At 71.5% G+C, this 22336-nt stretch carries 19 protein-coding genes; 9 read left to right on the plus strand and 10 right to left on the minus strand.

Annotated features, from left to right (window positions below; genetic code table 11):
- The first annotated feature begins 61 nt into the window (after nucleotides 1-61).
- Nucleotides 62-1978 (plus strand): 1-deoxy-D-xylulose-5-phosphate synthase, encoded by a 1917-nt coding sequence (gene dxs, locus ABD333_RS09815; protein WP_344539831.1) that lies wholly within the window; start codon nucleotides 62-64, stop codon nucleotides 1976-1978.
- Between the two features lie 71 nt (nucleotides 1979-2049).
- On the opposite strand, the gene ABD333_RS09820 is transcribed toward dxs, so the two are convergent.
- From ABD333_RS09820 to ABD333_RS09840, 5 genes are all read right to left on the minus strand, one after another.
- Entirely contained in the window at nucleotides 2050-2415 is a 366-nt protein-coding gene (locus ABD333_RS09820) for a hypothetical protein (RefSeq protein WP_344539833.1), read from the minus strand.
- 185 nt (nucleotides 2416-2600) lie between these two features.
- Nucleotides 2601-3959 (minus strand): FAD-dependent oxidoreductase, encoded by a 1359-nt coding sequence (locus ABD333_RS09825; RefSeq protein ID WP_344539835.1) that lies wholly within the window; start codon nucleotides 3957-3959, stop codon nucleotides 2601-2603.
- A 71-nt stretch (nucleotides 3960-4030) separates the two neighbouring features.
- Complete coding sequence (locus ABD333_RS09830; RefSeq protein WP_344539837.1) at nucleotides 4031-5515, minus strand: amino acid permease; 1485 nt, start codon at nucleotides 5513-5515, stop codon at nucleotides 4031-4033.
- Nucleotides 5516-5822: 307 nt separating this feature from the next.
- Nucleotides 5823-7913, minus strand: coding sequence for a 3-hydroxyacyl-CoA dehydrogenase NAD-binding domain-containing protein (locus ABD333_RS09835; protein WP_344539839.1), 2091 nt, complete (start codon nucleotides 7911-7913; stop codon nucleotides 5823-5825).
- Complete coding sequence (locus ABD333_RS09840; protein WP_344539841.1) at nucleotides 7910-9127, minus strand: thiolase family protein; 1218 nt, start codon at nucleotides 9125-9127, stop codon at nucleotides 7910-7912. Before ABD333_RS09840 ends, ABD333_RS09835 begins: the two co-directional genes overlap by 4 nt.
- 338 nt (nucleotides 9128-9465) lie before the next feature.
- Between ABD333_RS09840 and ABD333_RS09845 the strand changes: the two genes are divergently transcribed.
- Complete coding sequence (locus ABD333_RS09845) at nucleotides 9466-11541, plus strand: AMP-binding protein (RefSeq protein WP_344539843.1); 2076 nt, start codon at nucleotides 9466-9468, stop codon at nucleotides 11539-11541.
- On the opposite strand, the gene ABD333_RS09850 is transcribed toward ABD333_RS09845, so the two are convergent.
- The 3 genes from ABD333_RS09850 to ABD333_RS09860 all read right to left on the minus strand — a co-directional run bounded on the left by ABD333_RS09850 (nucleotide 11489) and on the right by ABD333_RS09860 (nucleotide 14104).
- Nucleotides 11489-12700, minus strand: a complete 1212-nt coding sequence (locus ABD333_RS09850) for a sensor histidine kinase (RefSeq protein WP_344539844.1) — start codon at nucleotides 12698-12700, stop codon at nucleotides 11489-11491. The genes ABD333_RS09845 and ABD333_RS09850 overlap by 53 nt on opposite strands.
- The gene (locus ABD333_RS09855) at nucleotides 12697-13365 is read right to left on the minus strand and encodes a response regulator transcription factor (protein ID WP_344539845.1); all 669 of its coding nucleotides are present in this window, start codon (nucleotides 13363-13365) and stop codon (nucleotides 12697-12699) included. The genes ABD333_RS09850 and ABD333_RS09855 overlap by 4 nt, the downstream gene beginning before the upstream one ends.
- 127 nt (nucleotides 13366-13492) lie before the next feature.
- Nucleotides 13493-14104, minus strand: coding sequence for a TetR/AcrR family transcriptional regulator (locus ABD333_RS09860; protein WP_344539846.1), 612 nt, complete (start codon nucleotides 14102-14104; stop codon nucleotides 13493-13495).
- 57 nt (nucleotides 14105-14161) lie between these two features.
- Here ABD333_RS09860 and ABD333_RS09865 point away from each other — a divergent pair, with 57 nt between their 5' ends.
- Nucleotides 14162-14695, plus strand: a complete 534-nt coding sequence (locus ABD333_RS09865; RefSeq protein WP_344539848.1) for a hypothetical protein — start codon at nucleotides 14162-14164, stop codon at nucleotides 14693-14695.
- Between the two features lie 10 nt (nucleotides 14696-14705).
- The gene (locus tag ABD333_RS09870; RefSeq protein WP_344539849.1) at nucleotides 14706-15923 is read left to right on the plus strand and encodes a cytochrome P450; all 1218 of its coding nucleotides are present in this window, start codon (nucleotides 14706-14708) and stop codon (nucleotides 15921-15923) included.
- Here the strand turns inward: ABD333_RS09870 and ABD333_RS09875 are convergent.
- A complete protein-coding gene (locus ABD333_RS09875) occupies nucleotides 15920-16714 on the minus strand; it encodes an SDR family NAD(P)-dependent oxidoreductase (protein ID WP_344539850.1) in 795 nt (264 codons plus the stop codon). The genes ABD333_RS09870 and ABD333_RS09875 overlap by 4 nt on opposite strands.
- Before the next feature lie 186 nt (nucleotides 16715-16900).
- On the opposite strand from ABD333_RS09875, the gene ABD333_RS09880 reads away from it, so the two are divergent.
- A complete protein-coding gene (locus ABD333_RS09880) occupies nucleotides 16901-18184 on the plus strand; it encodes a helix-turn-helix domain-containing protein (RefSeq protein WP_344539852.1) in 1284 nt (427 codons plus the stop codon).
- A gap of 1 nt (nucleotide 18185) precedes the next feature.
- On the opposite strand, the gene ABD333_RS09885 is transcribed toward ABD333_RS09880, so the two are convergent.
- Nucleotides 18186-18596: a hypothetical protein gene (locus ABD333_RS09885; RefSeq protein ID WP_344539853.1), complete on the minus strand. Its 411-nt coding sequence runs from the start codon at nucleotides 18594-18596 to the stop codon at nucleotides 18186-18188.
- Nucleotides 18597-18831: 235 nt separating this feature from the next.
- Here ABD333_RS09885 and ABD333_RS09890 point away from each other — a divergent pair, with 235 nt between their 5' ends.
- Genes ABD333_RS09890 through ABD333_RS09905 form a run of 4 tightly spaced genes read left to right on the plus strand, consistent with a single transcriptional unit; the run spans nucleotide 18832 to nucleotide 22221 of the window.
- A complete protein-coding gene (locus tag ABD333_RS09890; RefSeq protein WP_344539854.1) occupies nucleotides 18832-19329 on the plus strand; it encodes a hypothetical protein in 498 nt (165 codons plus the stop codon).
- The gene (locus ABD333_RS09895) at nucleotides 19326-20363 is read left to right on the plus strand and encodes a peptidoglycan-binding protein (protein ID WP_344539856.1); all 1038 of its coding nucleotides are present in this window, start codon (nucleotides 19326-19328) and stop codon (nucleotides 20361-20363) included. Before ABD333_RS09890 ends, ABD333_RS09895 begins: the two co-directional genes overlap by 4 nt.
- A complete protein-coding gene (locus ABD333_RS09900) occupies nucleotides 20360-21034 on the plus strand; it encodes an ABC transporter ATP-binding protein (protein ID WP_344539858.1) in 675 nt (224 codons plus the stop codon). The genes ABD333_RS09895 and ABD333_RS09900 overlap by 4 nt, the downstream gene beginning before the upstream one ends.
- Nucleotides 21031-22221 (plus strand): ABC transporter permease, encoded by a 1191-nt coding sequence (locus ABD333_RS09905; RefSeq protein ID WP_344539859.1) that lies wholly within the window; start codon nucleotides 21031-21033, stop codon nucleotides 22219-22221. Before ABD333_RS09900 ends, ABD333_RS09905 begins: the two co-directional genes overlap by 4 nt.
- The last annotated feature ends 115 nt before the right edge of the window (nucleotides 22222-22336 follow it).

Here is a 22336-nt window from a genome sequence, read left to right on the forward strand (position 1 = left end):
GGGAGCCTGGGACGCGGGTCCCCGACGGAGGATCCTGAAGGGGGAAGGGGAGGTAGGTCGGGTGAGCTTGCTGGAGTCGATCTCGGGTCCGGAGGACCTCAAGCGACTGGACGCCGCGCAGCTGCCGCGGCTCGCGCACGAGCTCCGGGAGTTCATGGTGGACGCGGTCTCCAAGACCGGCGGCCACCTGGGCCCCAGCCTGGGGGTGGTCGAGCTCACCATCGCCCTGCACCGGGTGTTCGCCTCGCCCCGTGACAAGATCCTCTTCGACACCGGCCACCAGGCGTACGTGCACAAGATGCTCACCGGCCGGCACGACTGGACGCTGCTGCGCCAGCGCGGCGGGCTGTCGGGCTACCCGAGCCGCGCCGAGTCCGAGCACGACCTGATCGAGAACTCCCACGCCTCCACGGCCCTGTCGTACGCCGACGGGCTGGCCAAGGCCTACCAGCTGCGCGGCGAGAACGACCGCGCCGTCGTCGCCGTCGTCGGTGACGGCGCGCTGACCGGCGGCATGTGCTGGGAGGCGCTCAACAACATCGCGGCGGGCAAGGACCGCCCGGTCATCATCGTCGTGAACGACAACGGCCGGTCCTACTCGCCGACGATCGGCGGGCTCGCCAGCCACCTGGCCAACCTGCGCGTGACGCCCGGCTACGAGCAGGCGCTCGACCTCATCAAGAAGACCGTGCCGAGGGCGCCGGTCGTCGGCACCGTCGCGTACGAGGCGCTGCACGGCATCAAGAAGGGCCTCAAGGACGTCCTGCAGCCGCAGGCCATGTTCGAGGACCTCGGCATGAAGTACGTCGGGCCCATCGACGGCCACGACGAGGAGGCCGTCGAGCGCGCCCTCCGCAAGGCCCGCGGGTTCGGCGGCCCGGTGATAGTGCACTGCATCACCCAGAAGGGCCGCGGCTACGCCCCCGCCGAGAACCACGAAGAGGACTGCTTCCACGGTCCCGGCGCGTTCGACCCGGTCACGGGCGAGATCAAGGCCAAGGGCGGCGGGCCCAGCTGGACCAAGGTGTTCGGCGAGGAGATGGTCGCCATCGGCGGCGAACGCCGCGACGTGGTCGGCATCACCGCCGCCATGCTCTACCCGGTCGGCCTGGCGCCGTTCGCCCACGCCTTCCCCGACCGCATCTACGACGTCGGCATCGCCGAGCAGCACGCCGCCACCTCGGCGGCCGGCCTGGCGATGGGCGGGCTGCACCCGGTGGTCGCCCTGTACGCGACGTTCCTCAACCGCGCGTTCGACCAGGTCCTGATGGACGTCGCGCTGCACAACCTGCCGGTGACGTTCGCCCTCGACCGCTCCGGCGTGACGGGCAACGACGGCGCCAGCCACAACGGCATGTGGGACCTGTCGATCCTGCAGCTGGTGCCGGGCCTGCGCCTGGCCGTGCCGCGTGACGGCGCCCGGCTGCGCGAGCTGCTGCGCGACTGCGTGGCGATCTCCGACGGCCCGAGTGCGATCCGTTACCCCAAGGGCCCGATCGGTCCCGACGTGGAGGCCATCGACACGGCCGGCGGGATGGACGTGCTCGCCCGCCACGACGGCGCCAACGGCGCCCGCGTCCTCATCGTCTCCGTCGGCCCGATGGCCGCCGCCGCGGTGGCCGCCGCCGACCGGCTGCAGGCGCAGGGCATCGGCGTCACGGTCGTCGACCCCCGCTGGGTCAAGCCGCTCGACCCCGCGCTGGTCGGGCTGGCCGCCGGGCACAGCATGGTCGCCGTGGTCGAGGACAACGGCCGCACCGGCGGCGTGGGCGACGCCGTGGGGCGCCTGCTGCGCGACGCCGCCGTCGACGTCCCGCTGCGCACCTTCGGCATCCCGCAGGAGTTCCTCGACCACGCCTCGCGCGGCGAGATCCTCACCGACATCGGGCTGAACGAGCAGGACCTCGCCCGCGACATCACCGAGGCCGTCGCCAAGGTGACCAACACCGAGGTGCCGCAGCCGACGCCCGCCGACTGAGCGGCCCTGCCGACTGAGCGGGCCCGCCGACTGAGCGGCCCGCCGACTGAGCGGCCCGCCGTCCGCCCGTCTCAGACGACGTCGGCGGACTGGAGCTGCCAGAAGTGGGTGATCGACGCGGACGGCGTGCCGAGGTCGCGGCCCGAGTAGGTCCAGCGGCCCGTGAGCCTCCAGAGGCGGCCGGCGCCGTCGCGGACGAAGACCTGCAATGCGAAGGTCGCGTCATGCGCCCTGATCACGCCCGCCGGATCGACGGTGCCCTTCAGCTCGGGCTCGCCCTCGCAGCGGACGCCCATCACGAGCGTGCCCGCGTCCTGGCGCAGGAGGCCCCGCGTCAGCTCGTAGACGAGTACGGAGACGTAGTCCGGCCCGAGCCACCGCAGGTCGGGCAGCATGCCGGGCGGGGGGAATCCGTACAGTTCTGGACCGCCGGTCACACGCGCACGGTAGCGCTCCGATCACTCTCGCGTCACCCCTTGCGGCGGCATGTCTCGCTCTTGCCGCGAGATTACCGCGGCGGTCGCGGGCAGGGGCCGCACGACCGCGCGATCGGCGGGCCGCCCCGGGACAGACCGGCCCTTTGGCGGTTTCGACCTGCTCGTTCCCGCTTTCCCGCCCGTGATCAGGAAGGACGGCAGGCGTTGCGCATCGCCTCCCAGCGGGCCAGCTTGACCCGCTCGCCGCGGGCGAGCGAACGCGCCAGCTCGATCTCGGCGGCGTCCAGATTGAGCCAGTCGGCGTAGGTGACGATCGGCAGGCCGCGGGACTCCAGCAGCTCCTCGATCTTGTGGGCGGGCGGCTCGTCCCGGTCCGCGAGGTCGGCGAGGAGGTGCCGGACGGTCTCGGCGGCGTCCGCCTTGTTGGTGCCGACCACGCCGGTGGGACCCCGCTTGATCCAGCCCGCCACGTACTCCCGGGGGACCTGCGCGCCGTCGGGGCCGAGGACGCGGCCGCCCTCGTTCGGCACCACGTACGACCGTTCGTCGAACGGCACGCCCTCCAGCGCCACGCTCTGGTAGCCGACGGAGCGCAGCACCATGCCGACCGGGAGCGTCTCGAACTCCCCGGTGCCCGTCACGCGGCCCGTCGCCTCGTCCAGGCGCGTGCGTTCGAGCCGCAGCGACTCCACCCGCCCGGTGCCGATGATCTCCTGGGGGGCGAGCCAGAACCGCAGGTCGATCCGCCGCGGCCGGTCGCCCGCGGGCTCCGCGGTCCAGCCGTTCAGCACCTTGATGTTGCCGCGCACATGCCGGTCCTTCTCGGCGATCTCGGCGCTCGCCGGGTCGAGGTCCATGTCCTCGGGCCGTACGTGGATCTCGGCGTTCGGAAGGTCGCCGAGCTCGCGGGCCTCCTTGGTGGTGAACTTCGCCTGCGCCGGGCCGCGCCGCCCGATCATGTGGATGCGGCGCACGCGGCTCGCCGCCAGCGCCTCCAGCACCTGCTCGGGCACGTCGGTCTCGCGCAGCTCGTCGGCGGTCTTGGCCAGGATCCGCACGACGTCGACGGCCACGTTGCCGACGCCGATGACGGCGACCTCCTCGACCGACAGGTCGAACGTGTGGTCGGCGGCGTCGGGATGGCCGCAGTACCAGTTGACGAAGTCGGTGGCGGCGACGCTGCCCGGCAGGTCCTCGCCGGGGATGCCGAGATGCCGGTCGACCATGGCGCCGGTCGAGTAGATGACCGCGTCGTAGCAGTCGAGGAGGTCGGCGCGGGTCAGGTCGCGGCCGAGCTCCACGCAGCCGAAGAACCGCACGCCCGGGTCCTCCAGCACCCGCTGCAGATAGCGGGCGATCGACTTGATCGACTTGTGGTCGGGGGCGACCCCGTATCTGACCAGCCCGTACGGCGTCGGGAGGCGGTCGAAGACGTCGACCTTCACCTCGCCTTCGGCCTGCTTCACCAGTGCCTCGGCGGCGTAGAGGCCCGCCGGTCCTGACCCGATCACCGCGACGTGCAGAGGAGCTGCCATGGGCGCCATTGTGCCCAGGCGCGCGGCAAAAGGACACAGCGGCTCCGGTCACCGGGCGCCGCCAGGCGCGCCGCCCGAGGTCAGCGTGTTCCGGCGCGGGTGCGGGCGAGGCCGAGGCGGCTGTTGCGGCGGCTGTACCCGAAGTAGACCAGCACGCCGAGCGCCATCCACGCCAGGAACCGCAGCCAGGTGTCGACCGGCAGGTTGAGCATCACGAAGAGGCAGGCCAGCACCGACAGGATCGGGATCAGCGGCACCATCGGGGTACGGAACGCGCGGGGCAGCTCGGGCCGGGTGCGCCGCAGGATCACCACGCCGACCGACACGATCAGGAAGGCGAACAGTGTGCCGATGTTGACCAGCTCCGCCAGCTTGGCGAGCGGGATGAAACCGGCGAGCGCCGCCACGATGACGCCCATGATGACGGTCGAACGGTACGGCGTGCCGAACCTCGGATGCACGGCCGACAACCAGGGCGGCAGGAGGCCGTCGCGGCTCATCGCGAAGAAGACCCGGCTCTGGCCGAGCAGCAGGATCAGCACCACCGTGGTGAGGCCGACGACGGCGCCGATGCTGATGACCGTGGCGAACGCCGAATGCCCCACGGCCTTGAACGCGTCGGCCAGCGGTGCGTCCGTGCTGAGCTGCTTGTAGTTCTGCATGCCCACGACGACCAGGGACACCGCCGCGTAGAGCGTGGCCGTGATGGCGAGCGACCCGATGAGGCCGATCGGCATGTCGCGCTGCGGGCGCCGGGCCTCCTCCGCCGCGGTGGCGACGATGTCGAACCCGATGTAGGCGAAGAAGACCAGCGCGACGGCGGCGAAGATGCCGAGCCACCCGAAACTGACCGGCGTGATGCCGAAGAGCACCTGCATGAGCGGGGCGTGCATGCCTTCGACCGAGGGGGTGGACTGCTCCGGCGGGATGAACGGCGTGTAGTTGTCGCCCTTGATGAAGAACAGGCCCGCGATGATGACCAGCAGCACGATCGCCACCTTGATCGCCACGACCACGTTGGTCACCATGGAGGTGATCTTGATGCCGAGCACGAGCACCGTGGTCACCGCGAGCACCAGCAGGATCGCCGGGATGTTGACGGTGCCGCCCTCGCCCGGCGGATTGCTGATCGACGCGGGCAGTGTGATGCCGATGTCGTCCAGCAGGGACGTGGCGTAGCCCGCCCAGCCGACCGAGACCACGGCGGCGCCGAGCGCCAGCTCCAGGATCAGGTCCCAGCCGATGATCCAGGCCGGGAACTCCCCGAGCGTCGCGTACCCGAACGTGTAGGCCGATCCCGCCACCGGCACGGTCGAGGCGAACTCGGCGTAGCACAGCGCCGCGAGGCCGCAGACGACGGCGGCGAGGACGAACGAGATGGCCACCGCCGGTCCGGCCTTCTCCTTGGCCACCTGCCCGGTGAGCACGAAGATGCCCGTTCCGATGATCACTCCGACGCCGAAGACGACCAGGTCCCGCGCCGAGAGGTCACGGCGGAGCCGGTGGTCGGGATCCTCGGTGTCCTGGATCGACTGCTCGACGGACTTGGTGCGAAACAGGCTCACCGTTCTGGCCCCTTCACGCCGGGTGACACGACGGGAAGATCATCACCTCTTCCGGGCGGCCGAAACACGCCGCCGCCGGTTTGGCCCCGTAAGTGCGAAAAAGAGGCGCCCCGAAAAGTCCGGGACGCCTCTCTTCTCCCTTCGCGCGTTCACGCGGAGGGATGGGTTGGTGCCGCGTGGGCCAGGAGACCGGCTACCGGGTCCCCACGCGGACGTTCAGGGGTGCCGCCCGAAGGCGGCGGGCACTGCCGTCGGCCGCCGGCGACAGCGGTTACCGGCGACAGCGGTGGCCGACGGCGGCTCGCGGTCAGCGCGGCAGTCCGGCGACGCCCGGCTCCAGGAAGCGGGTGCCGTTGACCTTCTCCGCGACGCCGCTGCGGTCCAGGTACGGCGTGATGCCGCCCAGGTGGAACGGCCAGCCGGCACCGAGGATCATGCACAGGTCGATGTCCTGCGCGGCCTGCACCACGCCCTCGTCGAGCATGAGCCTGATCTCCTGCGCGAGCGCGTCCAGGGCGCGGACGAGCACCTGCTCCTCCGTGGACGGGCTGGTGCCGCCGCCGAAGATCTCGGCGGCCTCCGGGTCGATGGTGAAGTCGGGCAGGTAGACGCCCTTCTTGCCTGCCGCGACGAACTTGGCGAACTTCTCCGAGAGCGGGAAGCGCTCGGGGAAGGCGCCGTGCAGCGTCTCGTTCACGTGCAGCGCGATCGCCGGGCCGACCAGGCCCATCAGCACGAACGGCGGCATCGGCAGCCCCAGCGGCGCGGCGGCGCGCTCGGCCACCTCGATCGGGGTGCCCTCGTCCACCGTCTGGATGATCTCGGCCATCAGGCGCAGCAGGACGCGGTTGACCACGAACGCCGGGGCGTCCTTGACCAGCACGCACGACTTCTTCAGCTGCTTGCCGACCGCGAACGCGGTGGCCAGCGCCGCGTCGTCGGTCCGCTCGCCACGGACGATCTCCAGCAGCGGCAGCACCGCGACCGGGTTGAAGAAGTGGAAGCCCACGACCCGCTCGGGGTGCCTGAGCTTGGCGCCCATCTCCGTCACCGACAGCGAGGAGGTGTTGGTCGCCAGGACGCACTCGGCGGAGACGTACTCCTCCAGCTCGGCGAACACCTTCTGCTTGACCGACATCTCCTCGAAGACCGCCTCGATGACGAAGTCGGCGTCGGCGAAGGCGTCCTTGGTGAGCGAGCCGCTGATCAGCGTCTTGAGGCGGTTGGCCTTGTCGGCCGACACCCGGCCCTTGGCAAGCAGCTTGTCGATCTCGCCGTGGGTGTAGGCGACGCCCTTGTCGAGGCGGTCCTGGTCGAGGTCGGTCAGCACGACCGGTACCTCCAGGCGGCGGGCGAACAGCAGCGCGAGCTGCCCGGCCATCAGGCCGGCGCCGACGACGCCGACCTTGGTGACCTTGCGGGCCAGGCTCGTGTCCGGGGCGCCGGCGGGCCGCTTGGCGCGCTTCTGGGTGAGGTCGAACGCGTACAGGCCGGCGCGCAGCTCGTCGCTCATGATGAGGTCGGCCAGCGCCTCGTCCTCGGCGGCGAAGCCCTCGTCGCGCGTGCGGTCCTTGGCGGCGGCCACGAGGTCCAGCGCGCGCACGTAGGACGGCGCCGCGCCGTGCAGCTTGCCCTCGACGTTCCAGCGGGCGAGCGCGACCGCGTCGTCCCACGCCTTACCCTTGTCGACCTCGGGCCGCCTGACCTCCAGCTCGCCGTTGAGCACGCGGGCGGTCCAGGCGAGCGACTCCTCCAGGAAGTCGGCCGACTCGAAGATCGCGTCGGCGATGCCCAGGTCGTAGGCCTGCCTGCCCTTGAGCATGCGGTTCTGCGCGAGCGGGTTGTCGATGATGACCTTGAGGGCCTTCTCCGCGCCGATCAGGTGGGGCAGCAGGTACGTGCCGCCCCAGCCGGGCACCAGGCCGAGGAACGCCTCGGGCAGCGCCAGCGCGGGCACGCCCGCGGAGATGGTGCGGTACGAGCAGTGCAGCGCGATCTCGACGCCGCCGCCCATGGCCGCGCCGTTGACGTAGGCGAACGACGGGACCGTGAGCTCGCCGAGACGGCGGAAGACGTCGTGGCCGAGCTTGCCGATGGCGAGGGCGTCCTCGCGCTTCTGGACGAGCGGCACGCCCTTGAGGTCGGCGCCGACCGCGAAGATGAACGGCTTGCCGGTGACGCCGACGGCCACGATGTCGTCGCGCGCGGCGACGGAGTCGATGGCCTCGTTCAGCTCGGTCAGGCCGTTCGGCCCGAAGGTGCTGGGCTTGGTGTGGTCGAAGCCGTTGTCGAGCGTGATCAGCGCCAGCGTGCCGGCCCCGTGGGGGAGCGCGACGTCGCGTACGCGTGCGTGCGTGACGACCTCGTCCGCGAAGATGCTCTTGATATCAGTGCTCACTTTGCCTCGCTCCGCTCGGCGCCCTCGTAGTTCACGTTCTCCCAGAGGACGGTGCCGCCCATGCCCATGCCGACGCACATCGTGGTGAGGCCGTAGCGGACGTCGGCGCGCTCCTCGAACTGCCGGGCGAGCTGGGTCATCAGGCGCACGCCCGAGGAGGCCAGCGGGTGGCCGAACGCGATCGCGCCGCCCCACGGGTTCACGCGGGGGTCGTCGTCAGCGATCTTGAAGTGCTCCAGGAACGCCAGCACCTGCACGGCGAACGCCTCGTTGATCTCGATGAGGCCGATGTCGTCCATGGTCAGCGCGTTGCGGGCCAGCAGCTTCTCGGTGGCCGGCACCGGGCCGACGCCCATGACCTCCGGCTCCACGCCGGCGAACGAGAAGTCGACCAGGCGCATCTTCGGGGTGAGGCCGAGCTCGCGGGCGACGTCCTCGGCGACCATCAGGCAGGCGGTGGCGCCGTCGTTGAGGCCGGCCGCGTTGCCCGCGGTCACGTTGCCGTGCACCCGGAACGGGGTCTTGAGCTTGGCCAGGTCGTCCAGCGTCGTACCGGGCCGCGGCGGCTCGTCCTCGGTGGCGAGTCCCCAGCCCTTCTCGCCGGAGCGGATCGCGGTCGGCACCAGGTCCGGCTGGATCTTGCCGGCGGCGTAGGCGGCGGCGACCTTCTGCTGGCTGCGCACCGCGTAGGCGTCGGCGCGCTCCTTGGTGATCTGCGGGAACCGGTCGTGAAGGTTCTCCGCGGTCGTGCCCATCACCAGCGCGGACGGGTCGACGAGCTTGTCGGCCAGGAAGCGCGGGTTGGGGTCGACGCCCTCGCCCATCGGGTGGCGGCCCATGTGCTCGACACCGCCCGCGATGGCCACGTCGTAGGAGCCGAAGGAGATGCCCGCGCCGGTGTTGGCGACGGCGGTCATCGCGCCCGCGCACATCCGGTCGACGGCGTAGCCGGGGACCGACTTGGGCAGCCCCGCCAGCACGGCGGCGGACCGGCCGATGGTCAGGCCCTGGTCGCCGGTCTGCGTGGTGGCGGCGATCGCGACCTCGTCGACCCGCTCGGGCGGCAGCGACGGGTTGCGGCGCATCAGCTCGCGAATGGCGCGGACGACCATGTCGTCGGCGCGGGTCTCCGCGTACAGGCCCTTGGGGCCCGCCTTGCCGAACGGCGTGCGGACGCCGTCGACGAACACGACGTCGCGTGCGGTACGGGGCACGGGTCGTCCTTCCTTGTTCGCTTTACAGACGAACTGCTGGCTTCACGGCTGGACGGAGCAGTCGATGGAGTTGAGCCTCGTACCGCCCGGGCGATGGCCCTGCCGGGTCGAGGGCCCTGGCGGTACGAGTACCCACACCGACGATGCTACTCGCTGGTAACCCGAAATACTACTCGTCAGTAACCACTGACCAGCAGTCAGAACGAGGTGTCCCCCTTGTTCACCTACCGGCCCGTAGGTACCGTGACCGCAAGCTCAGTGTTCCCTGTGGGGGGACGCTCCCGAAGGGAACGCACGCCCCCCGGCCGGCCCCGCCGGATTCGGGGGAGGAGGATGCGTTGGCGCACGCCAGGCCCGCCTATCGCCCTGGACCGCTGCAGCGGATCGGGCATGTCCGTGATCTCACGATGCTGCTGTCGCGCACCGGCCTGCTGTTCGGCGGCGCGCCGCAGCGGGTGCTCCAGCAGCTCGGCCTGCTCCGGATGTGGGGCACGACACTGGCCGGCTCGGTCGTCTCCGGCGCCGCCCGCAGCCCCGGCCGTCCCGCCGTGATCGACGAGCAGGGCGTCCTGACGTTCGCCGAGCTCGACGACCGCACCACCCGGCTCGCCGTCGGACTGCCGCTGGACGGCCCGCGCCCGCGCGTCGGCGTCCTGTGCCGCAACCACCGCGGCATGGTCGAGACCCTGGTCGCCTGCAGCAAGCGCGGCGTGGAGGTCGTCCTGCTCAACACGGGCTTCGGCGGCGGGCAGCTGCGCAACGTGCTGACCGAGCTGCGGATGGACCTGGTGGTCGCCGACGCCGAGTTCGCGCCGCTGCTGGCCGCCTCGCCGCAGGCCCTGCGCCGCGTGGTCGTGTGGGCCGACCGGCCCGGCGACCCGGCCGGATCCGGCCGGACGATCGAGCAGATCGTGCACGCCAGCCCGGCGCCCGCGCTGCGGCCACCGCAGATCAACAGCCGGACGATCGTGCTCAGCTCCGGCACCACGGGCCGCCCCAAGGGCGCTCGCCGCCCGCCGCGGCCCGGACTGTGGCCGCTGGCGTCGATGACCTCCCGCATCCCGCTGCGCTCCCGGCAGACCATGATCATCGAGGCGCCGCTGTTCCACACGTGGGGGTACGCGGCGCTGCAGATGGCGTGGGGGCTGCGCGCGCCGGTGGTGCTGCGGCGCAGGTTCGACGCCGAGGGAACGCTGCGCGCGATCGCCGGGCACCGCGACGTCACGGTCTTCGCGGTGCCCGTCATGCTCCAGCGCATCATGGACCTGCCCGAGCACGTGCTGCGCAGGTACGACACGTCCTCACTGCGGATCGTCGCGCTGTCCGGCGCGGCGTTGCCCGGCGACCTGGCCACCCGGTTCATGGACGCCTTCGGTGACGTCCTCTACAACGTCTACGGGTCCACCGAGGCGTCCTGGGTGTCGATCGCGACGCCGCGCGACCTGCGCGCCGACCCGCGCACGGCCGGACGGCCGCCGCGCAACACCCGCCTGGTCATCCTGGACGACCAGAACCGCCCGGCCGGGCGCTCCACGATCGGGCGGATCTTCGCCGCCAACGAGCTGCTGTTCGAGGGCTACACGGGCGGCGAGCCGACCGAGGTACGGGACGGGCTGTTGTCGACCGGCGACCTCGGCCACATCGACCATCGCGGACTGCTGTTCGTGGACGGCCGGGCCGACGGCATGGTGGTGTCGGGCGGCGAGAACGTGGTGCCCCGCGACGTGGAGGACGCCATCCTGAAGGTGCCCGGCGTGCACGAGGTCGCGGTGGTCGGCGTGCCCGACGACGAGTGGGGCCAGCGGCTCGCCGCGTTCGTCGTGCCCCGGCCCGGCGTGGACCTCGACCCGGAGGCCGTCCGCTCATACGTGCACGCCCAGGTCGCGCGCTACGCGGTGCCGCGCGACGTGCACTTCCTGGCCGAGCTTCCCCGCAACGCGACGGGCAAGGTCGTGCACCGCTGGCTGACCGCCACGCCGAGTACGGCGACGGCAGGCGGTACAGCGGCGGCGGGCGGTGCGGCGAGGGCAGGCGGTGCGGCGGCGGCGGGCGATGCGGCGGGCGATGTGGCGGCAGGCGGTGCGGCGGCGGGCGGTGCGGCCGCGCGCACGGCGACGGCGGACGGTGCGGCGGCGTACAGCGGTGCGCCCGGCGCCTTCTCGCACCCTTCCGCCGATGGGGCGCGGGCCGCGGCCGTCCCGGAACCGTCCGGTTCCGGTCGCCGGTGGGATGTCGAGGACCACCGCAACGATGAGGGTCGGTGGAGCGAGCCGGGCGCGCTGAGCCTGGAAGGGCGGGTCAGCTGGCCCTCCGTGTGGCCACCGCCTGTTCCCGAGCCGGCGCCGCTGGCCGCCCCGTACGTCACGGAGCCCGCGGAAGAGCGGCCGCAGGGGCCGCAGGCAGCCGCACAGTGATCGCGAGCCCGCCGTCCGGGCGGGACACCGTGTCGATCGTGCCGCCGTGCGCCCGCACCACGGCCCGCACGATCGACAGGCCGAGCCCGGCCCCGTCGGCCGACCCGATCCGGTCGGCGCCCAGCCTGCGGAACGGTTCGTAGATCGTGCCGAGCTCGTAGGAGGGGACCGGCCGCCCGGTGTTCTCGACCCGCAACAGCGCCTGGTCACGCCGCCGCCACGTCCTGACCCAGACCTTGCCGCCGGGCACGTTGTACTTCAGCGCGTTCTCCAGCAGGTTGACCGCGCACCGCTCCAGCAGCACCGGATCGCCGACCGTCGTCGCGGGCGCGGCCTCCACGGTCACGTCCACGTCCGTCTCGCCCGCGAGCCCGTCGAGCTGGTCGGCCGCGCTGCGCACCACGTCCTCCAGGGGCGTCGGCGCCGGCGCGTTCAGCTCGCGTTCGGACCGTGCCAGCAGCAGCAGCCCGTTGATCAGCCGTTCGTGCCGGGCCGTGTTGCCCAGCAGCACGTCGGCCAGCGCCTTGGTCTCCGGCGGGTTCCGGCGGCTCGCGATGGCCACCTCCAGCACCGTCCGGTTGATCGTCAGCGGCGTGCGCAGCTCGTGCGACGCGTTCGCCACGAACCGGCGCTGGGCGTCGAACGCGCGGTGCAGCCGGTCCAGCATCCGGTCGAACGTGTCGGCGAGATCCTTGATCTCGTCCTGCGGGCCGGTCAGCGCGATCCGTTCGTGCAAATTGCTCTCCGACAGGCGGCGCGCGGTAGCCGTCACCATGTGGATCGGCCGCAGCGTACGGCCCGCCACCAGATAGCCGATCCCGATGCCCGCGAGCCCCAGGAAGAGCAGCGTGACCACCGAGTTCTGCAACATCTGCCGCAGCACGTCCCGCTTCTGCTCCCGAAGGCGTTTGTCGACCTGCGCTTGGAGTTCCGTGCGCGCGGTGATGAACCGCCGGACCTGCTCCGCCGGCGGCAGCCGGTCGAACCCTTCGAGCGACCGGATCGCCGGTGTCTTCTCCGTCTGGAACGCGACGTTGAACCGCTTGTCCATGGCCTTGACGGTCTGCAGATAGGTCACCCCGACCAGCATCGTGGACGTCACCAGGAACAACGTCCCGTACACCAGCGTCAACCGCGCCCGCACGCTCAGGCGTTTCACAGCCGGTACCCCGAGCCCGTGACCGTCTCGATCACCGCCGGCTCGCCCAGCTTCTTGCGGAGGGTGGCCATGGTGACCCGCACGATGTTGCTGAACGGGTCGATGTTCTCGTCCCACGCCCGGTCGAGCAGCCGCTCCGCGCTCACGACGCCCCCGCCGGCCCTGAGCAGTTCCTCCAGCACGGTGAACTCCTTCTTGGTGAGCTTGAGCTCCCGGCCGTCCCGTTCGACCGTGTGCCGGTACGGGTCGAGCCTGATCCCGGCCTTCTCCAGGACCGGCGGCACCGGCGGCAGCGACCGGCGCGACAGCGCCCGGACCCGCGCGACGAGCTCACTGAAGACGAACGGTTTGGGCAGGTAGTCGTCGGCGCCCATGAGCAGCCCGTCCACCCGTTCCTCGACGTCGCCGGCGGCCGTCAGCATCAGGATGCGCCCGGCGGCCCGCCCGTCCGCCGACTGCCCGGCGACCAGCTCGCGGCACACGTCGTCGCCGTGCACGGTGGGCAGGTCGCGGTCCAGCACGATCACGTCGTACTCGATGTACGAGGCCCGTTCGAGGGCGACGTCCCCGTCGTAGACCACGTCCACGGCCATCGCCTCTTCGCGCAGCCCGTCGGCGATCGTGTCCGCGAGCAGCCGCTCGTCCTCGACGATCAACACCCGCATGCGTGCCCCACCCCCTGCCACCGGGAACATGCCGCACGCTCCCGCCAGGAGCGTGCCGCCACGCTCCCTCACGGAGCATGCACGCCGGAGCGTTAAACCCCGATAAGCCGGTGGCCGGGCGGGACGGTCAGGAGCGCGGGAGCCGGGCGCCGTCGAAGAGGTGGCCGATGGCCAGCGCGTATTCGCCGCGGACGCGGGCCTTGTCCTCCGGGGCGGTCTCGGCGAGGGCCATCCCGGCGGCGCCGAAGATGTGGAACGTGATGCGCGACACCGGCCCGAGCGGCAGCGGCGGCATGTCGCCGCTCTCGATCAGGGCCTGGATCAGCTGCTCGATGAGGCCGTGGGCGTACTCGGCCTCGCATTCGTGCCAGCGCTGCCAGCCGAGCGCGATGGGCGCCTCCTGCCACACGATGCGCCCGTAGACGGTGTCGCAGCAGTGGTCGAGGAACAGATCCAGGGCCGCCATCGCGGACCGCCACGGGTCGGCCTCACGCGCGGCGGCCTCGGTCACCCGGCGGATCATCTCGATCTCCAGGGCGTCGAACACGGCCTGGAAGAGAGCCGTCTTGTTGGGGAAGTGGTGGTAGACGGCGCCGCGGGTCGCCCGGATGTCGGCGGCGACGTCCTCCAGAGAGGTCTTGGCGAAGCCGTGCTCGGCGAACCGGCGGGTGGCCGCGTCGAGCAGCGCGGCCCTGGTCTCTTCCGAGTACTGCTCGCGCCTGCTCTTGACAGGTGACATACGTGGAGTATACGAACATACGCAGCGTATGTCTCCAACACAAAGTAGGTATTCACAGTGTCGTGGAGCCGATCACACCGCCGCCACCAGCTCGTTCACGAGGTACTGGCGGACCTCGCCGACCGCGGCCGTCCGGAGCTTCCGGCACGGTGGCAGGCGGACGTGGACGCCGAGTTCGGCGGATTCAAGGGATTTCTGATGGAGGTCCAGGTGCGCTGGTACCGGGCCTTCGACGCGCGTCTCGACGCGATCCTCGAAGACTGGCCGCCGGATCCGGCGGCCGCACTCGACAAGCTGTGGCTCGGCCTAGCCGACACCATGCCGGCCGCGCGGTTCCTGCTGGACGCGCACCTCGACCATCCAGCACTGGCGTCGCTGCACGCTCGCCACCAGCTGATGCTGTACGCCGCGACCGGGATCTACCGGAAGCCCGACGACTGGCCTAGGCCCGCACCGCCGCCCGCGGGCGCCGCACAGTCGCAGATGGACGCCGTCCGTCCCGCGCCGCAGGTGGACGCTGTTCCTCCCGCGGCGGCCTCCGCCCGCCGGCGCCGAAAGGTCCTGCCATGCGGCTGGATCTCCGCCTTCTGAGGGGCACCCGATGACCGAGATGGAAACGCTGTTCAACCCGTTCGAGCCCGGCTTCACCGACGACCCGTACCCGGCGTACCGCATGCTGCGCGAGCACGACCCGGTGCAGGAGCATCCGTTCGGCTTCTGGATCCTGAGCGACCACGCGGACGTCGTGGCGCTGCTGCGCGCCGGGCACTCGGTCGACGCGCGGCGCACCAGCCTCGGCGGAGCGGCCCAGGAACAGTACGAGCTGCTGGAGGGCGACGGTTTCAACGTCCTCAACAGGTCCATGCTCGACCGTGACCCGCCGGACCACACGCGCCTGCGTTCGCTGGTGTCGAGGGTGTTCACGCCCCGCTCGATCGCGGCGCTCGAACCCGAGATCACCGCGCTCGTCGACGCGGCGCTCGACCGGATGGCGGCGGCGGGCCGCGCCGACCTGGTGGAGGAGCTGGCGTTCCCGCTGCCGTTCACGGTGATCTCGAACATGCTGGGCCTGCCGCCCACCGACCAGGTCCGCATCCGCGACCTGAGCGGCAGGCTGGTCCGGTCCCTCGAACCGGTCTTCGAGCCGGAGGCGCTCACCGACATCTCCCAGGCCGGAGCCGAGATGACCGCGATCACCCGGGAGCTGATCGGGTGGAAGCGTGCGAACCCGGCCGACGACCTGCTCAGTGCACTGATCGCCGCGGAGGACGGCGGTGACCGGCTCAGCGACGACGAACTGGTCGCGCAGGTGGTCCTGCTCTACGTCGCGGGCCACGAGACGACCGTCAACCTGATCGCCAACGGCACGATCGCGCTGCTGCGCCACCCGGACCAGCTGGCGCTGCTCCGCGAGCGCCCGGAGCTGACGGGGAACGCCGTGGAGGAGTTCCTGCGGTACGACAGCCCGGTGCAGCAGACCCGGCGGATCACCCTCAAGCCGCACGTCGCCCAGGGCCGCGAGATCCCGGCCGGGGCGTTCGTCATCGCGTGCCTGGCGTCGGCCAACCGCGACGAGAAGTTCTGGGGACCCGGCGCGGACGCGCTGCGGATCGACCGCGAGAACGCGCGGCAGCACGTCGCGTTCAGCGTCGGCCCGCACCACTGCCTGGGCGCCGCACTCGCCCGCCTGGAGGGCCGCGTCGCGTTCGAACGCCTCGTACGGCGCTTCCCGGACCTGTCCTTCGCGGGCGACGTCGAGTGGAACGGGCGCATCAATCTTCGCGGACCGGCCAGGCTGCCCGTCGCGGTCCGGGCCTAGGGAAGGATCGAGTCGACGTAACCGCCGTCCACCCTCAGCGCGCCGCCCGTGGTGGCCGACGCGAACGGCGAGCTGAGATAGACCACCATGTTGGCGATCTCCTCGGGCTCGATCAGCCGCTGCACGAGCGACTGCGGCCGGTGCTCGCGCATGAACTCCCGCTGCGCCTGCTCCCAGGGCAGGTCGCGGTCGACGAGCTGGTAGACGAAATCCTCGACTCCGCCCGTGTGCGTGGGCCCCGCGATGACCGAGTTGACCGTGACGCCCGTTCCGGCGGCCTCCTTGGCGAAGCCCCGGGACACGGCGAGCAGCGCCGTCTTGGACATGCCGTAGTGGATCATCTCCGCGGGCACGGCCACCGCCGAGTCACTGGCGACGTACTGGATTCGCCCCCATGACCGTTCCTTCATCCTCGGCAGGTACGCACGGGTGAGCCGGACGGCCGCCAGCACGTTCACCTCGAAGAACCGCCGCCACTCGGTATCGGAGATCTCCAGCGCGGGCCGCGACTCGAAGATGCCGAGGTTGTTGACCAGGATGTCCACGTCCGGCAGCGCCTCCACGACCCTCCTGGCGCCGTCCTCCGACGCGAGATCCGCCGCGATCGGCACCACCTGCGCCCCCGGCACCTCGGCCCCGAGCCGCCCGGCGGCCTCCTCCGTGCTCTCCGCGCCGCGCCCGTTCACCGCCACCCGCGCCCCGGCCCGCGCCAGCCCCGCCGCGATCGCCGCGCCGATGCCCTGCGTGGACCCCGTGACCAGCGCCGTCTTCCCCGAAAGATCGATAAGCATACGTCGGGGTCTTCCCCGGCCACCGCGCTCCTATGGCCGTCGGCTCCTGTCAACCGTGGCGCGTTCCACGAGGCCGCTTCCGGTCGCTTGCGTCTCCAGGCCCCGAGGGCCGGCGGCGGACCGGGCATTGTGATGCCGGAGTGACTCACCGTTCCCTAGTCTGCTCCTGACGATGGAGGTGTCGTAGTGGTCTCTGAGTCGGAACGGCCCACGCCCCGCCATGCCGCGACCCCCGCCGACTTCGTCGCCACCATGCGGCAGTTGAAGAGCTGGGCGGGACTGAGCTTTCGGCAACTGGAAAGAAGGGCGGCCCAGGCCGGCGAGGCGTTGCCGCGTACGACGGTGACCTCGGCGCTGTCACGTGACCGCGTACCGCAGGAGCATCTGGTCACCGCGTTCGCCCGGGCCTGTGGCTGCGATGACGACGAAGTGCGGGAGTGGGCCGCGGCGCGGAGGCGCGTGGCCGTGGTAGAGGTGGCACCACCGAACCCACCGCCGCCAGAACCTCCCGCGAGCGTCAAACCGACAAGAAATCCCCGGCGCATCCGACTGCTGGCAGAACTGGGCGTGGTCACCGCACTGATCGCCGTCGGTGTCGCCGTGATCCTGGACGACCCAGCGAACGAACCGACACGGCAGCCGCTGTCGATGGGGGGCACCCCGCCGTCGCCTCCCGCGACCCTCAAGGTGCCGCCGCCGACCGAGGCGCAGTTGCGCAGGCTTCCCGCGGCCCCGGCCGGAGCGCCCACGGTGCTGTACGTCGGTGACTCTCTCGTCACCGAGACCTCCAGAGCGCTGACCTATTTCGTTCACCGGAGCGGCAAAGCCAAAGTCGTCTCCACCGCCCGTCCACGCGCCACGCTGTGCGACTACCTACGACCCGACCGGCTGTCGGCCCTGATCGCACGCACCAGACCGCGCCTGGTCCTCCTGCAGTTCTGGGGCCATTCCTCCACCGGCTGCACGGGCGGCGGAGCCCCCGGCAGCGAGGAGTACTTCGCCCGCTACCACTCCGCCGCCCGCCAGGCCGCCCAGCAGATCACCCAGCAGTCGGTACGCCTCGGCATCCCCCGTCCCCGTCTCGTGTGGATCCTGCAAGGCCCGGACCGTGCCCGGCCCGAACGGGTCCGCCGCCTGAACGAGGACGTCTACCAGACCGTCGCCGACGAGTACGGCGACCTGGTGTCCGACGCCGGACACCAGGTCAGCCTGGCGGCCAACGTGTACGAGACCGTCCGCGACGGCCGCTACCGCTGGACGGCCTTCCTGCCCTGCGACGACGCCGAACGGCGCTACGGCCTCTGCACGCACCCGCGCGCGTTCGGCGGCGTCGCCCAGCTGCACCCTGACCACGACGCCCGTCAGCTCTGCCGCAGCACCAGTCCCATCCGCGACCGCTGCACGGTCAGCTCGCCCGGAGTGATCCGGTACACCACGGTGATCGCTCAGACCGTCGCCGAGTCCCTCTGAGTCAGCACACCACCGCGGCGGTGAACCGGCTTCCGCGGACGCGGTTCTTGTAGTTGAAGTTCACCTTGACCCGGTAGACCTTCCCGTTGGCGCACCGGCGCCAGGCGATCCGGCTGGTGGCGACGTTGTTACCGGCCACCCGCCGGCCGCGCACGACGTCCACCCACCGGTTGCCGACCCGGCGCTGGATGAACGTCTGGACCGCGACGGCGTCGTTCCCCGCCGTGAGGTCCCTGATCCTCCCGACTCCACTGATCAGGTTGCGTGCCGGGATGACACCGATCCCGCGGTCGACGGCGAACGCCGGAGCCGCTGCCTCCCGCGCGACCGGAGCGGCCGACGCCGTCGTGGCCGGCACCAGCGTCGCCCCCGCCACCATCAGCGGCACGAACACCTTCGTCATGGTCCTCATTCGAGCTCCCTCTCAGACCCGGGCCGCCCTCGCGGCGACCGATCCCGCCCAGTGGACCGCCCACCACCCCCGTCCAGGAACCGGCCCACCCGACCGGGACAGTCCCGCCCACCCGCCCACCCTGAAACCGGCCCGGGACGATGGGCCGCGACCGGGCGCTAATGCGGGTTTAACGGGGTGGTTTGTCTCATGGCTGCTTGCTGGGGTGTGTGGCCCTGGCGGGGAGGACGTCGAGATGGGGTTCCGGGTTTTGGGACTGGTGGTCTTGGCCGTGGTCGTCACGGCTTGTGGGAGTGAGGGTGAGGGAGGGGTGGCCTCCGCGGGGGGTGGGAAGGCCGTTTCGGCTTCGCCCTCCAAGTCGCTTTCGCCGGAGGAGGCGGACCTCAAGTTCGCGCAGTGCATGCGGGAGAACGGGGTCAACGTTCCGGATCCGAAGCCGGGGACCGACAAGCGGGACATCCGGCTGGGCGGCAAGGGGGTGGACCGGAGCGCGTTGGAGGCGGCCATGAAGAAGTGCCGGCCGTTCCTGGAGGCGGGCGGGAAGATGCCCGACCTGAAGGACCCCAAGGTCCGGGACGAGGCGACGAAGTTCGCGCAATGTATGCGGGAGAACGGGGTCGACATGAAGGACCCGGGGCCTGACGGGGCCTTCAAGGTCGAAGGGGAGGTCAGCCCGGACAAGGCGCGGAAGGCGCGGGAGGCCTGCAAGCACCTCATGGCGGGGCGGAAGTGAAGCGGGCACTGGTGATCGGGGCCGCGGTCGTCGTCGCCGGGGGCGGGCTCGGGTTCGGGCTCAGCCGGGGGGACGGCGAGGCCGCCGCCGAGCCGCAGGCCATGGGGACCGCGACGATCACGCGGGGCGACCTGGTGGACAGCGAGAAGGTGGACGGGACGCTCACCTATGAGGACGAGCGCGCCGTCAGCGTGGGGGTGTCGGGGGTGGTGACCGCGGCGCCTGAGGAAGGGCGTGTCGTGCAAAGGGGCAGGACGCTGCTCAAGGTGAACGGGAAGCCCGTGACTCTGTTGTATGGGGATGAGCCGATGTACCGGACTCTGGGGGAGGGGGTCGAAGGGAACGACGTCGAGCAGCTGGAGCGGAATCTGGAGGCGCTCGGGTACGACGTGACGGTGGACAAGGACTTCACGGCGGCCACCTCGGCGGCCGTCGAGGAGTGGCAGGACGATCGGGGGCTTGCGGAGACCGGGACTGTTGATGCTGGTCAGGTCGTCTTTCTGCCGGGGGCCGCGCGGGTCAAGGACGTGAAGGCGGCGGAGGGCTCGCGGACGGCGGCGGGACAGGCCGTGCTGACGGTGACCGGGCTGCGGCGGGTCGTTCGGGTGGACCTTGAGGCCGACAAGCAGGACCTCGCGCGGAAGGGCGCCCGGGTGGAGGTCGAGCTGCCGGACGGGAGCGTGGTGCGGGGGCGGATCTCCACGGTGGGGAACGTCGCGGAGAAGACGGGGTCGGAGCAGAACGCCAAGACCACCGTGGATGTCGAGATCGGGCTGGACAGGGGCGCCAAGACCGGCCGGCTGGACCAGGCACCGGTGACGGTGGAGCTGGAGAGCGAACGGACGAAGGGCGTGTTGTCGGTGCCCGTGGAGGCGCTGCTCGCGTTGAAGGAGGGCGGCTTCGGCGTCGAGGTCGTGGAGGGGGCCGCGAGATCCGTCGTGGCCGTCACCACCGGGGCGTTCGGGGGCGGGCGTGTGGAGATCCGGGGCGCCGGGCTCAAGGAGGGCATGAAGGTCGGGGTGCCGGCCTCATGACGATCGTCGAACTCCGGGGCGTGACCAAGGAGTATCCGGGCGGGGTGGCCGCTCTCAGAGGAGTCGATCTGGTGGTGGAGAGGGGCGAGCTGACCGCGATCGTGGGGCCCTCCGGGTCGGGCAAGTCCACGTTGCTGCACATGATCGGGACGCTGGACCGGCCGAGCGCGGGGGCCGTCCGCATCGCCGGGCACGAGGTCGCCGAGCTGAACGACCGGGAGCTGTCGGCCCTGCGGGCACGGCATATCGGATTCGTGTTCCAGCAGTTCCATCTGGCCGATGGAGTGAGCGCGCTCGACAACGTGGCGGACGGGCTCCTGTACTCGGGCGTTCCGCTCAAGGAGCGCAGGGCCCGGGCCGAGGCCACGCTGGAACGCGTCGGGCTCGGGGAACGGGTGCGGCATCGGCCGAACGAGCTGTCCGGTGGGGAACGGCAGCGGGTCGCGATCGCGCGGGCCGTGGTCGGCGAGCCGGATCTGCTGCTGGCGGACGAGCCGACCGGCAACCTGGACTCGGCGGCGGGCGAGGGCGTGCTGGACCTGCTGGGCGAGCTGTACCGGGGCGGCACGACGGTCGCGGTCATCACGCACGACATGGAGGTCGCGGCGTGGGCGCCGCGGCGGGTGCGGGTCCGGGACGGCCTGATCGTCGCCGACGAGCAGGCGTCATGAGCGGGCTGGCGCCGGCGCGGCTGAGCGGGCGGGACGTGGTGCGGGTCGGCCTGGGCGGGCTCAGGGCCCGGCCCACCCGGGTGGTGTTGTCGGCGCTCGGGATCGCCATCGGGATCGCCACGATGGTGTCGGTCATCGGCATCTCGTCGTCGAGCAAGGAGGAACTCCTGCGGCGCATCGACCGGCTCGGCACCAACCTGCTGACCGTCTCGCCGGGCGACACGCTGTTCGGGGAGAACGCGAAGCTGCCCGAGAACGCGCCCGGCATGGTCGCGCGGATCGGGCCGGTGAGGTCGGTGGCCGCGACGGGCACGGTGGACGCGTCGATGCGGCGGACCGACCGGATCGCCGAGGAGGTGACGAGCGGCATCGCCGTGCAGGCGGCGTCGGGAGATCTGCTCGGCACGCTGAACGTACGGGTGCGGAAGGGGACGTGGCTGAACGCGGGAACGGGGCGCTATCCGGCGGTGGTGCTGGGCTCGGAGGCGGCCCGGCGGATGGGTTTCGACCGGGTCGGCGGCCAGGTGTGGATCGGCGGGCGCTGGTTCAGCGTGATCGGCATCCTCCAGCCGGCCGAACTCGCGCCGGAGATCGACCGTTCGGCGCTGGTGGGATGGGACGCCGCCGAGCAGTACCTCGGCTTCGACCGGCATCCGACGACGATCTACGAGCGGTCGGCGGACGCCGCGGTACCGGAGGTGCGGGACGTCCTCGCCCGGACGGTCAACCCGGAGAAGCCGGAGGAGGTCGAGGTCAGCCGCCCGTCGGACGCGCTGGAGGCCAAGGCCGCCGCGGCCGGGGCGTTCACCAACCTGCTGCTCGGGCTGGGCGCGGTCGCCCTGCTGGTGGGCGGGGTGGGCGTCGCCAACACGATGGTGATCTCGGTGCTCGAACGGCGGCGCGAGATCGGGCTGCGCCGGTCGCTGGGGGCGACCAGAGGACAGGTGAGGGTGCAGTTCCTGGCCGAGTCGCTCCTGCTGTCGGCGTTCGGCGGGCTCGTGGGAGTGCTCCTCGGCATCGTCGTCACCGTGGGATTCGCCGCCTATCGAGGCTGGCCGCCGGTCGTACCGTCCTGGTCACTCGGCGGCGCGCTGGTGGCCACCCTCGCCATCGGCACGGTCGCCGGTCTCTACCCCGCGATGCGCGCCGCCCGCCTCGCCCCGACCGCGGCGCTCGCGACCGTCTGACCGGCCGCGCGCGCGAGGGGACGACAAGATCGGAACAGTTGGAACGTGATTGGCGGTGGGGTCGGCCGAGGTGGGTTCGCCGGGGTAGGTTTTTGCGCAACGACGACCGTTCCCC

It is taken from the genome of Actinomadura fulvescens (assembly GCF_039533225.1).
GTDB lineage: Bacteria > Actinomycetota > Actinomycetes > Streptosporangiales > Streptosporangiaceae > Spirillospora > Spirillospora fulvescens.